This is a genomic window from Actinoplanes sp. NPDC048796 (genome assembly GCF_040650035.1).
In the GTDB taxonomy this organism is placed as follows: Bacteria; Actinomycetota; Actinomycetes; order Mycobacteriales; family Micromonosporaceae; genus Actinoplanes.
In genome coordinates this window covers 1,023,890-1,035,537 of sequence record NZ_JBEZGO010000003.1, presented here as the reverse complement: position 1 = coordinate 1,035,537, position 11,648 = coordinate 1,023,890, and the positions used below count along the sequence as shown (strand labels likewise).

General features: G+C 70.3%; 10 protein-coding genes, 3 tRNA genes and 1 rRNA gene. 4 read left to right on the top strand and 10 right to left on the bottom strand.

Features of this window, described 5'->3' with window-relative positions; genetic code table 11:
* A 16S ribosomal RNA gene (locus tag AB0C26_RS18535) occupies positions 1-67 on the bottom strand; the annotation flags it as partial.
* Positions 68-486: 419 nt separating this feature from the next.
* Positions 487-1,329 carry a Rieske (2Fe-2S) protein gene (locus AB0C26_RS18530; protein WP_360248217.1) on the bottom strand — a complete coding sequence of 281 codons (843 nt, stop codon included), beginning with the start codon at positions 1,327-1,329 and terminating at the stop codon, positions 487-489.
* A 50-nt stretch (positions 1,330-1,379) separates the two neighbouring features.
* Here AB0C26_RS18530 and AB0C26_RS18525 point away from each other — a divergent pair, with 50 nt between their 5' ends.
* Positions 1,380-2,204 (top strand): MEDS domain-containing protein, encoded by an 825-nt coding sequence (locus AB0C26_RS18525; RefSeq protein WP_360248215.1) that lies wholly within the window; start codon positions 1,380-1,382, stop codon positions 2,202-2,204.
* Here the strand turns inward: AB0C26_RS18525 and AB0C26_RS18520 are convergent.
* Positions 2,184-3,533, bottom strand: coding sequence for an NAD(P)/FAD-dependent oxidoreductase (locus tag AB0C26_RS18520; RefSeq protein ID WP_360248213.1), 1,350 nt, complete (start codon positions 3,531-3,533; stop codon positions 2,184-2,186). The two genes, AB0C26_RS18525 and AB0C26_RS18520, sit on opposite strands and share 21 nt — an antisense overlap.
* Before the next feature lie 39 nt (positions 3,534-3,572).
* On the opposite strand from AB0C26_RS18520, the gene AB0C26_RS18515 reads away from it, so the two are divergent.
* A complete protein-coding gene (locus AB0C26_RS18515; RefSeq protein ID WP_360248211.1) occupies positions 3,573-4,556 on the top strand; it encodes a serine hydrolase domain-containing protein in 984 nt (327 codons plus the stop codon).
* Between the two features lie 305 nt (positions 4,557-4,861).
* On the opposite strand, the gene AB0C26_RS18510 is transcribed toward AB0C26_RS18515, so the two are convergent.
* The 7 genes from AB0C26_RS18510 to AB0C26_RS18480 all read right to left on the bottom strand — a co-directional run bounded on the left by AB0C26_RS18510 (position 4,862) and on the right by AB0C26_RS18480 (position 9,366).
* Positions 4,862-4,938: transfer RNA gene (locus AB0C26_RS18510), tRNA-Phe, on the bottom strand.
* A 10-nt stretch (positions 4,939-4,948) separates the two neighbouring features.
* Positions 4,949-5,022 (bottom strand) — tRNA-Asp (locus AB0C26_RS18505).
* A 62-nt stretch (positions 5,023-5,084) separates the two neighbouring features.
* Positions 5,085-5,157: transfer RNA gene (locus AB0C26_RS18500), tRNA-Glu, on the bottom strand.
* Between the two features lie 148 nt (positions 5,158-5,305).
* On the bottom strand, positions 5,306-6,223 hold the full coding sequence (locus tag AB0C26_RS18495; RefSeq protein ID WP_360248209.1) for a MerR family transcriptional regulator: 918 nt from the start codon (positions 6,221-6,223) through the stop codon (positions 5,306-5,308).
* The gene (gene idi, locus AB0C26_RS18490; RefSeq protein ID WP_360248207.1) at positions 6,213-6,785 is read right to left on the bottom strand and encodes an isopentenyl-diphosphate Delta-isomerase; all 573 of its coding nucleotides are present in this window, start codon (positions 6,783-6,785) and stop codon (positions 6,213-6,215) included. Before idi ends, AB0C26_RS18495 begins: the two co-directional genes overlap by 11 nt.
* Positions 6,782-8,254, bottom strand: a complete 1,473-nt coding sequence (gene crtI, locus AB0C26_RS18485) for a phytoene desaturase family protein (RefSeq protein ID WP_360248205.1) — start codon at positions 8,252-8,254, stop codon at positions 6,782-6,784. The genes idi and crtI overlap by 4 nt, the downstream gene beginning before the upstream one ends.
* Positions 8,255-8,262: 8 nt before the next feature.
* Positions 8,263-9,366, bottom strand: coding sequence for a polyprenyl synthetase family protein (locus tag AB0C26_RS18480; RefSeq protein WP_360248203.1), 1,104 nt, complete (start codon positions 9,364-9,366; stop codon positions 8,263-8,265).
* 65 nt (positions 9,367-9,431) lie between these two features.
* Between AB0C26_RS18480 and AB0C26_RS18475 the strand changes: the two genes are divergently transcribed.
* Both AB0C26_RS18475 and AB0C26_RS18470 read left to right on the top strand, forming a co-directional pair.
* Entirely contained in the window at positions 9,432-10,319 is an 888-nt protein-coding gene (locus AB0C26_RS18475) for a phytoene/squalene synthase family protein (RefSeq protein ID WP_360248201.1), read from the top strand.
* Entirely contained in the window at positions 10,319-11,638 is a 1,320-nt protein-coding gene (locus AB0C26_RS18470; RefSeq protein WP_360248199.1) for a deoxyribodipyrimidine photo-lyase, read from the top strand. Before AB0C26_RS18475 ends, AB0C26_RS18470 begins: the two co-directional genes overlap by 1 nt.
* Positions 11,639-11,648: the final 10 nt, after the last annotated feature.

The following is an 11,648-nucleotide window of genomic DNA, read 5'->3' as shown; positions in this document are numbered from 1 at the left end:
GCTCGACTTGCATGTGTTAAGCACGCCGCCAGCGTTCGTCCTGAGCCAGGATCAAACTCTCCAACAAAATCTTTGGAAAAGCGTCCCGGCAACAATAAGTGTTGCCAAAGGAATTTCCAGACCCGAAGGTCCGGGGGTAATTCTTCTTGGCACTGGCTTATCAAGCACCCTGTTGAGTTCTCAAAGAACAACCGCTACCCGGTTAACCACCCCGGGGCACTCGCTCAACTTTACTAGGTCTTCCCGGCCGTGTCAACCGGTATCTCCCGGTTGGAACCGATCTGCCCTAGTACCTCCCCCGGCCACGGCGCGCAGCATCGCTACGATCCGTAGTTCGAAGGAGTTTGGCAGGACGGCCGTCAAGCGAATCTCTTCGCTTGCCTCGCCCGTTTCCCTGCCGGCTCGCAAAACATTACAGGCTCGTTCCCGGGCCGCCAAATCGGGTACCACTGTCTCACGTATGCGCAGGTCACCGCCGGGATTCGGTCAAGGTTGGCGTACCGAGACCACACCGTCGGAGACCTGGACCGTCAGCAGCGGCTGGTCGCTGGCGGCCGGACCGTGCACAACACCACCGTCAGTAAGCCTGAAAACACTCCCGTGCCACGGGCAGACCACACACGCGTCCGCCCCGGCTCCGACCACGTCGCCCTCACCGAGCGGCCCCGTCTCGTGGCCGCAGGCCTCGATCATCGCCGTCACCCGGTCGCCCAGGCGGTAGAAGAGCACGGGCACCTCGCCCACGTTCCGTACGAACGGCTTTCCCTCCGGCATGGAGGCCAGCGACCCGACGACCGTCCAGTCCGCCGGTACCCGCAACAGCGCCGACACCGCCTGGTTGACGCCAGCCCCTCGGGCGTACGACAAATGACCGCCCAGATAAGCACCCAGCCCAGCCACCGACAGACCGGCGAAGCCCAGGGCCCGTCCCGACCGCCCACGCAGGCGGGCGACCAGCGAGGCCGCGTAGAGACCGACCGCGACCGCGTTGGCCGAGGCGTGCACGACGCCCACTCGCTGGCGGTCCTTCGACATCTCCGACCAGTCGACCCAGCCGGCTGCGATGGCCGGCGCCGCGCCCGCCACTCCCACGGCGACCAGCGTGGTCGCGGCACGGCGGGTGCCGGGCAGGAGGTCGAGGATCGCGGACGAGATGAACGCGCCCACCGGCACCTGCACCAGCACCGGGTGCAGGGCGTGCCCGGTCAGGGTGCCGTGGAGCAGGTCGCGGAGCCACCGCGGCTTGACCGCGCTGGTCACGGCGGCCTGGAGCTTCTCCACGACTGGGTCGAGGGAGCGGTTCTCTTCGAGCCGGTTGAGGATCTGCATGTGATGGCGTTGCCCGATAGATGACGGGTGAAACGGGGTACCAGCGGTTCATGACGGCCGTGGACAGGCTGGAGCCAGGCGATCACGCTTGCCTGACCTTCAGCGAGACGGAGGAGCGACTCGACCTGCTCGCCGCTTTCGTGACTGCCGGCATTCAGCGCGGCGAGCGGATCGTCTGCTTCACCGACGCGCTCAGCGTGGACGAGCTCCACCGCGATCTGCGCCGCCGGGGCGTACCGGCCGAGGAGGAGATCCGGCCGGCCCGTGACCTGTGGGCCAGCGGTGCCTCACCCGACGCGTCGATCATGGTGCGGCGTCTCGCCGCGGAACGGGACCAGTCCCCGCGCGGTCTGCGGGTCACCCTCGACATGTGCTGGGCCGCCCGTCCGCAGGCCGGCGCCGAGCAGCTGCTCGTCTTCGAGAACGAGGTGTCCAAGCTCTTCGCCGACGGTGGCATCACCGCCATCTGCGAATACGACCGAGAAGCGTTCGATTCGGTCACTTTGGCGTACGCCGTCCGGACGCACCCGCGAACCGTGACCGCCACGGTCTACCACGAGGACGCGACGCTGCGGATCTGCCGCCAGCACGTTCCGCCGGGCGTACGGGTCGCCGGCGAGCTCGGGATCAGCGGTGCCGGCGCGCTGCGGGACGCCCTGGCCGAGGCCGTACGCCTGGACGCGGACGTGCATCTCAACCTCGGCCACCTGCTGTCGCTGGACGACGACGCGGCCGCGGTGATCGTGCGCGCCGCCTCCGGGCTCCCCCGCAACCGGCACATGATCGTGGTGAGCGACCACCGGACGGGCCGCGCGCTCCGGCTGGCCGGAGCACACGGCGTACCGAATCTGCGGTTACTGGAGAAGTCCCTCTAGGGCCGATCCGATTCCACGGTGGAACGTCGGGTAGGCCCAGATGGTGCTGTGCAGGGTGGACACCGGCACCGAGGCGTGCACGGCGACGGAGAGGGCGCCGATCATCTCCCCGCCCGACGGCCCGGCCGTGGTGGCGCCGACGATCACCCCGCCGGCCGCGATGAGCTTGATGAAACCGTCGTTGCCGGGACCGTGGATGAAGCCGCGGGACGTCGACGACAGCGGCACGTAGCCGACCCGTACGTCCAGTCCGGCGTCCCGGGCCTGCTTCTCGGTGAGACCGACCGCGCCGATCTCGGGGTCGATGAAGGTGACCCGCGGTTTGGCCCGGTAGTCGGCGGCCGGGCCGCCCTGGCCGAGGATGTCGCGGACCGCGACGTCGGCCTCGTACATCGCCATGTGGGTGAAGGCCCCGTTGCCGGTGACGTCGCCGACCGCCCAGACTTTGTCGCCGGCGCGCATCCATTCGTCGGTTTTCACGAAGCGCGCGGACGTGTCCACGCCCAGCTCCTCGAGACCGGTCAGCCGCGCCGCCCGGCCCGTCGCGACCAGCAGTTTCTCGCCGGTGAGGGTCGAGCCGTCGTCGAGCGTGACGGTGAAGCCCTCGTCGTACGAGACGTGGGTCGCGTGAACGCCGGTACGGATCGTGACGCCGTCGGCGGTCAGCGCCGTCGCGGCCACCTCGGACGACTCCGGCTCCTCCATCGCGAGGAGCCGGGCACTCCCCTCGATGATCGTCACCTGGACGCCGAACCGGGCCAGGACCTGGGCCAACTCGACCCCGATGGCGCCACCGCCGAGGACCAGCAACGTCTCGGGCAGCACCTCGAGCTCGACAACCTCGCGATTGGTCCAGTACGGCGTACCGGCCAGCCCGTCGATCGGCGGGATCACGGCCGCGGTGCCGGTGGCGATCACGACGCCGCGCGTGGCCGCGTACACCTGGTCATTGACCTGGATCTTGCCCGGTCCGACGGCCCGCGCCGTGCCGCGTACGAAATGTCCGCCCTTGCCGGTGAAGCGATCGACCGCGACCTTGTCGTTCCAGTCGTCGGTGGCCACCTCGCGGATCCGTTTCGCCACCGGCTGCCAGTCCGGGGTGACGGTCGCGACGCCGGCCAGCCCCGGGATGCGCCACGCCTCGGCGATCGCCGACCCGGCCCGCACCATCATCTTCGTCGGCACACATCCCCAGTACGGGCACTCGCCGCCGACCAGTGTGTTCTCCACGCCCACGACGTTCAGCCCGGCCGCGGCCAGCCGTCCGGCGGCCTCCTCGCCACCGACGCCCAGCCCCATGACGACCACGTCGACCTCAATCTCGCCCATGGCTCCACCTAAGCACCTGCGCGCGTTACCGTGCCCCGGATGGAGGGCTTGATCGCACCAGGTTTCGAGGCCGTCGCCACGGCCTTCGCCACTGACCCCCGAGGCGGTTCCGCCTTGACCGTGCTGCGGCACGGTGAACCCGTCGTCGAGATCTACGAGGGTTGGCGCGACGTCGCGCGCACGCAACCGTGGACCACCGACACCTTGGTCGATGTCTACTCGACCGGGAAACCCGTCATCGCCGCGGCGGTCCTGCTGCTCGGCATCGACCTGGACAAACCGATGTCCGCTTACTGGCCGTCCTTCCAGGCTTCGGTTTCGGTACGGCAGGTGCTCTGCCACACCGCGGGGCTGGCGTCGTTCCCGGTGCCACGCCCGGTGTCGGCCTGGGCGGACTGGGATCTGCTCTGCGCCGACCTGGCCGCGGCCACTCCCCTGTGGGAGCCGGGCTCGGTGGCCGGGGAACATGCTTTGACGTACGGGCATCTGCTCGGCGAACTCGTCCGCCGTGTCGACGGGCGGTCGCCCGCTCAGTTCGTACGGGAAGAAATCGGTCCTGACCTGCTCTATGCCCTGACGGCCGAGGAGCTCGGCCGCTGCGCCGAGCTGGAGTATTCGACGCCGGCCTGGCCGACGGAGACCCTGGCCCGTTCCACGATGGTGGCCAACCCGCCCGGCGCCTTCGACGTGGCCGTCGTCAACAGTCCGCTCTGGCGGCAGGCGACGATCCCGGCCGTCAACCTGCACACCACGGCGACCGCCGTCGCCCGCTTCTACGCCGGCCCGTCCGCCGCCGCCCTCCCCGTGGCCCAGTACACGGGCCCCGACAAGTTCATCGGCGCGGAGGTGACCTGGGGTTACGGCGTCCAGCTCGAGCCGGACGGCACCTGGGGACACGGCGGCACAGGTGGCTCGGCCGGCTGGTCCGACCCGTCCCGCGACCTGACCATCGGCTACGTCACCCGCCGCCTGGGTGACTTCGCCGCCGTCGACCGCGTCGAAGAGGCCCTGCGGAACCTCTGATCAGACGCCCGGCTCGACCGGTCCGCGCGCATCATCGCCCGCGGTTGCGGCCGGATTCCTCAACCGGGCGATGCCCCGGCCGATTCTGAACCTTCGCGGAAAGAGGAACACCGAGGAGACCGAGAGGACCCCCGCACGGGCAGGGCTGGTGCCCGTGATCCCCGAAGTCTCTTCACAGTGGTGCCCGCGGCCTTCCCCCTGGGTCGCGGGCACTGCCGCGTATCGACCTCGGGTCTACCCCGGAAAGCAAAACGTCCACCGTGCGTTTCCGCAGGTGGACGATGCTCAGGGCCCGGCGAGAGGCCTGGTGGCCAGGGGCGGGGTCGAACCGCCGACCTTCCGATTTTCAGTCGGACGCTCGTACCAACTGAGCTACCTGGCCTTGGGTGTTGCGGTCCTGACGGGACTTGAACCCGCGACCTCCGCCTTGACAGGGCGGCGAGCACTCCAACTGCTCCACAGGACCTTGCTCTGTACTTCTTTCCTACCGGCTGGCGCCTCGGCTACCTTACACTGCCGACTTACCAGTGCCCCCAACGGGATTCGAACCCGTGCTACCGCCTTGAAAGGGCGGCGTCCTGGGCCACTAGACGATGAGGGCAACTCCGCTAGTATTGCATGCTCGCAATGCTTGGCGGCGTAGACCCCAACCGGGCCCCGCTTGAGGCTTGGAAAGCATACGTGATCGACGGCCCCAGCTTCAAATCGGTATCCCCTGGGGGTCACCCAAGGCTGTGACCTGCGGAAACCTAGGGTCGACAGGCGGCTGCGAGGGTCTGCACGGCCGAAGTGAGGTCAGTGAGCTGGACCACGTTCTCCGGCAGGGGGTGCGACCAGCCGGGGCCGGCGGCCGCGGTCAGCAGCGGTGGGTGCGGGGAGTGCAGCACCCGGAGCAGCTGGGCCGGGTCCCCGGTGGCCGGCGTCTGCGACCAGAGGACCACCACGTCGGGGCCGGTGCGGGCGATCGCATCGGCCAAGGCGTCCGGTGGCACCCGGGCGCCGAACAGGCGGGTGGGTACGCCGGCCTCGGCCAGGGCCGCCGCCAGAGCCTCCAGGGGCAGCGTGTGCTGTTCCTCGTCGGCGGCGGCCAGCATGACCCTCGCGGGCTCGCTGGAGGGTGGCCGGGGCACGGCAGCGAAGACCTCGGTGACGGTACGGGACACCAGGTGCTCCACCTCGATGAAGCGCTGGGTGGCCTCGTAGCGTTCGCCGATGCCGATCAGCACCGGCACGGCCACGTGGTTCCAAGCCTCGATCACCCCGCTCTCGGCGACGGCGGCCTGGAAGATCTCGCGCATCGCGGGAGTGTCCAGGCGCATCGCGGCTCGGGCCATGCCGCGGGCGGGTGGTGTCGCCGCGCCCAGGGCGATGGCCTGCCCACCGCCGTCGCGTTGGGGGCCCGGGGGCCGCGCGGCCGAGAAGTCGGAGATGTTCAGGGAATCGACGCGCCGGGCCCAGGCGGCGGCCTCGGCCGGGGCCACCCCCTGGGCGGTCAGCCGTTGCATCACCTGGAGGCGTTCCATGTCCTGTTCGGTGTACCGCCGATGGTGCCCGGGCACGTGCGAGCTCGGCCCCAGCCCGTACCGCTGATGCCAGGTCCGCAATGTGGTGACCGCCACGCCCAGTCGGCGGGCGACGGCCCCGGCGGTCAATCCCTCAACGGCCACCCGACGGCTCCGAGGCCGACGAGATACCGAGGTGTTCGGCGAGGCGGGTGGACACTCCCAGGAGCCAGGGTGCGTACGCCCGGGCGTCGCCGTCCAGGTCGTCGAGCAGATCCGGCACCGAGACCCACCGCAGATCGGTGACCTCGTCGGGATCGGGTGCCGCCGGCACACCGGCCGGCAACTCGCCCAGGAGGACGTGGTCGTACTCGTACTCGACCCGCCCGGTGGCCGGGTCCTCGGCGTAGTACGCGTACACCCCCACCTCGGTCAACGGAACGGCCGGCAGCCCCAGCTCCTCGCCCAGCCGCCGACCCGCCGCGACCGCCAGGTCCTCTCCGGGCGCCGGATGCCCGCAGCACGTGTTGGCCCACCTCAGCGGGAAGCGTGTCTTGACCGCCGCCCGCTGCTGCAGCAGCACCCGCCCGGACTCGTCGCGGAGGAACACCGAGAACGCCCGGTGCAGCTGGCCGGGCGCCCGATGTGCCTGGTCGACAGTGGCCGAGCCGAGCACCTCGCCCTCGGCGTCGACCAGCTCGACGAGATGCGACTCCCGCGCCGTCACGACGTGATCCTCTCGGCCGCGAGCTTGCCCGAGATCAGGACCATGGGCACGCCCACGCCCGGCTGCGTGCCGGAGCCCGTGAAGACCACGTTCTCCAGCGACGGATGCAGGGTGGACGGGCGGAACGGCCCGGTCTGGGCGAACGTGTGTGCCGCCGCGAACGGCGTGCCGGCCGCCATGCCCTGGTCGAGCCAGTCGGCCGGGGTGATGATCTGCATCGCCTCGATGCCGTCGCCGAAGCCCACGTAGCCGCGCTGCTCCAGCGTCTGCACCAGCGACGACGCGTACCGCTCGGCGAGGCCGCCGCGCCAGTTCATCGGGCCGGTCTCGAGGTTGGGTGCCGGGGCGAGTACGTAGTAGGTCTGTTTGCCGGGCGGCGCCGCCGACGGGTCAGTGTGGGTGGGGTTGGTCACCAGCAGCGAGGGGTCGCTCATCAGCAGACCCTTGCGGATCACCTCGTCGAACGTGCCCCGCCACTGGTGTCCGAAGTGGATGTTGTGGTGACCGATCTTGCTGTACGCCCGGTTCGACCCGATGTGCAGGACCACGCAGGAGGGCGAGTACCGGAAGTTCCGCTGCCGGCGGGGCGGCAGCAGGTCGCGCGAGGCGATCGGCAGATCGGGGTTGAGGACGACCACGTCGGCCGGGATGTGCTCGCCGTCAGTGGTGATCACGCCGGTGGCGCGGCCGTGCGCGAGCGGGACCCGGGCGACCGTCGTGTCGTACCGGAACTCCACGCCGTGTTTCTCGGCCGCGCCGGCCAGAGCCTTGGGGACGGCGTGCATGCCGCCCTTGGGGAAGTACACGCCGACGACCGAGTCGAGGTAGGCGATCACCGCGTAGATGGCCAGCGCGTCCTGCGGGGCGAGTCCGGCGTACATCGCCTGGAAAGAGAAGATCCGCTGGGTACGAGGATCACGGAAGTACTGATTGATCTTCGGCTGGAGCCGCCGCATCCCGCCGATGCCGAGCAGCTTCAACAGGTTGAAGTTGACCAGGTCGAACGGGCTGTCGAGGTTGCGGTCGATGAAGTGGTCGCGCTCGAGTTTCCACAGCTGCCGGGTGAAGTCGACGAACCGCAGGTAGCCGTCGGCCTCGCGGGGACCGCAGACGCGGGAGATCTCGGCCGCCATCCGGACCGTGTCCGTCTTGACGTCCAAGGTGGACCCATCCGGGTAGTAGGCCCGGTACGCGGGGTCGAGCGGGGTCAGCTCGAGCCAGTCCGACAGCTTCTCGCCGACGGCCGCGAGGGGTTCCTCGATCAGCTCGGGCATGGTCAGCACGGTCGGGCCGGTGTCGAACTCGTACCCCTGAAGGCTCAGCCGGCCGGCCCGGCCACCCGGCACCGACTCGCGTTCGACGACGGTGACCTGACGGCCGGCCGCGGCCAGGTGAAGGGCGCAGGCGAGGCCGGCCAGGCCGGCGCCGACGACGACGACCCGCTCGGTGGGGCCAGTGACGGTTCGCATGGTGGACATCATGCCGGTCGGTGCGTAGCCCGCACCGCAAGCTCGATGAGGGCGGCACGCGCGTCCTCGTGGAGAGGAGCGCCGGCCAGGGCGGCGACGCCGTCGGCCACCCGCTCCTGGATCATCGCCTCGAGGCGGGCCGGAGCGCCGGTCTCGGCGATCACCTGAGCCCGCTGCGAAACCGACGCAGGGGTAGGACCGCCGGAGCCGTCGGCGGGGTTGACGGCTCCGGCGGAGTCGAGGGCCTCTCGCTGTGTGGGAGAGGCGAGGCGGCGGGCCAGCATCAGCAGTGCTGTCGGCTTGCCCGACCGCAGGTCGTCACCGGCGGGCTTGCCGGTGACCGAAGGGTCGCCGTAGACACCGAGAAGGTCGTCACGCAGCTGGAACGCCTCGCCGACGGCGAGGCCGTACTGTCCGTACGCGAGATCGATCTCGGGGTGGGCGAGCCCGGAGAGAGCGAGGCCGAATTGCAGGGGCCGCTGGATCGTGTAGCTGGCGGTCTTGTGTCGCGCCACGAGCAGCGCGCGCTCGATCGACCACGAGTCGGGCTCGGCCTCGCCGAGGACGTCGAGATATTGCCCGGCGATCGCTTCGACGCGCATCCGGTCGTAGACCGACCGCACGCCCTGCGGTGCCTGGGCCCGGGCCAGCAGCTGGTCGGCCCAGACGAGACAGAGGTCGCCGACCAGGATCGCGGCCGAGGAACCGAACCGTTCGCCGTTGCGGCGGCCGAAGATGCGGTGGGCGGTCGGGCGGCCGCGGCGGGTGTCCGACTCGTCCATGACGTCGTCGTGCACCAGCGCGAACGTGTGCATGAGCTCGAGCGCCGCGAACGCCGGCAGGACGGGCTCGATCGGCTCGTCCTCTCCGACGGCGCCGCGCCAGCCCCAGTAGGCGAAGACCGGGCGCAGCCGCTTGCCGCCGGCGAGCACCAGGTCACGAGCCGTGCGGGCGAAGCCGCCGAGCTCCGGGTCGATGGAGTCGAGGGCGGCGGTCTGCGCGGCCAGAAAATCGGCCAGCGTGCCCTGGATCGCGTGAATGAGCGAATGGGGGGTGGCGCCCTGGCGGGGTATCCCGCGGTGCCTGCTTCCCTGGAGCGTGTCGTTGGCCACGAGAAATACCGTACCCTAGCCTCAGGGTTGCGTCGATTCGTGCGTCGATTTGATTGGGGAAACGAGTGGATCTCGATCTGGCCGCCTCCTACGAGCGCTGCCGTGAACTGCACAAGAAGCACGGCCGCACCTACTACCTGGCGACTCAGCTCCTCCCCGCCTGGAAGCGGCGCCACGTGCACGCGTTGTACGGCTTCACCCGGTACGCGGACGAGATCGTCGACCGCACCGAGGACCTGCCGCCGGCCGAGCGGGCCGCGCTGCTGACCGAGTGGTCCGACCTGTTCGTGGCCGGCCTGCGCGGCGAGCCGGTCGACGACCCGCTGCTGCCCGCGGTGCTGCACACCATCGCCGTCTTCGACCTCGACGTGGACGACTTCGCGACGTTCCTGCGCTGCATGGCGATGGATCTCACGGTCACCTCGTACGCGACCTACGACGACCTGCTCGACTACATGGAGGGCTCGGCCGCCGTGATCGGCACGATGATGCTGCCGATCCTCGGGTCGAAGGATCCGGTCGCCGCCCGGGAGCCGGCCCGTCAGCTCGGCTTCGCGTTCCAGCTGACGAACTTCATCCGCGACGTCGCCGAAGACCTCGACCGCGGCCGGGTCTACCTGCCCGAATCGCACCTCGCCGAGTTCGGCGTGACCCGCCGCGCGCTGGAGAGACGACAGCCGACACCGGCGGTCAGAGCGCTTGTCGAGTACGAGGTCTCGCGCGCCAAGGAGCACTACGCCGCGGCCGCCGTCGGCATCCCGATGCTCGACCCGGCCTCGCAGGCCTGCATGCGCACGGCGTTCGCCCTGTACGGCGGCATCCTGGCCGAGATCGAGGCGGCCGGCTACGACGTCTTCGCCGGCCGGGCCACCGTGCCCAACCGGCGCCGGGCCGCCGTCGCGGTGCGCAGCCTGCTCACCCGGCCCGGCACCCCCGTGCACCTGGCCGCCTGATGCGCACGGCCGTCGTCCTGTTCACCCGCGACCTGCGGGTGCACGACAACCCCGCCCTGGCCGCGGCGTGCGCCAACGCCGAACAGGTGGTGCCGCTCTACGTCCTCGACCCGGCCCTCGGCAAGCTCTCCCCGAACCGGACGCGCTTCCTGCACCAGGCCCTGGCCGACCTGCGCAAGACGCTGCGCGCCCTCGGCGGCGACCTGGTGATCCGGATGGGCGACCCGGTGGCCGAGGCCATCGAGGTGGCCCGTGCGGTGGGCGCGGAGGGAATCGGGATGGCCGCCGACGTCAGCGGCTACGCCCGCCGTCGCGAGGACCGGCTGCGCCGCGAATGCGAACGGCACCGGATCGCCCTGCGGTTGTTCCCGGGCCTGACCGTAGTCGACCCGGGTGCGCTGCGCCCGGGCGGTGGCGGCCAGTCGTACCGCGTCTTCTCGCCCTACTTCCGGGTCTGGCAGGCGGCACAGTGGCGCGAACAGGTGGCGGCGCCGACGAAGATCACCCTGCCTCAGGGGGTCGCGGCCGGCCGCCTGCCGGCGCTGCCCGACGGCGAGTCGCCGGACGCCGCCGAGGGCGGGGAGACCGAGGCCCGGCGGCGGCTTTCCACGTGGTTGCGCCATGTGGAGCCGTACGCGGAACTCCACGACGACATGCCGGCCGACGGGACGAGCCGGCTCAGCCCGTACCTCCGCTTCGGTTGTCTGTCGCCCCTCGAACTGGCCAACGCCACCCGCGAGAACGAACCGTTCGTCCGGCAACTGTGCTGGCGCGACTTCTACTACCAGGTCGCCCTCGCCTTCCCGGAGATCTCGGTGAAGCCGATGCGCCTGGCCGCCGACTCATCATGGCGGGATGATTCGGACGCGCTCCAGCACTGGAAGGATGGCCTGACCGGCGTGCCGATCGTGGACGCCGGGATGCGCCAGCTCCAGGCGGAAGGATGGATGCACAACCGGGCCCGGCTGATCACCGCGGCGTTCCTCACCAAGCATCTCGGCCTCGACTGGCGGCCGGGCGTGCAGTGGTTCTTCCGCTGGCTGCTCGACGGGGACGTGCCGAACAATTCCGGCAATTGGCAGTGGGTCGCGGGCACCGGGAACGACACCCGGCCGTACCGGCGCTTCAATCCGATCCGCCAAGCGGAGCGGTTCGACCCTTCGGGCGTGTACGTTCGTCGCTACGTACCGGAACTCAAAGGAATCGAGGGCGTGGCGGTCCACCAGCCGTGGCGGCTGCCGGCGGACGTGCGCCGCGGCCTCGACTATCCAGGGCCGCTCGAGTCACACCGGGACGAGGCGGTCTGGCTGCGGCCGTGAACCCCCGCCC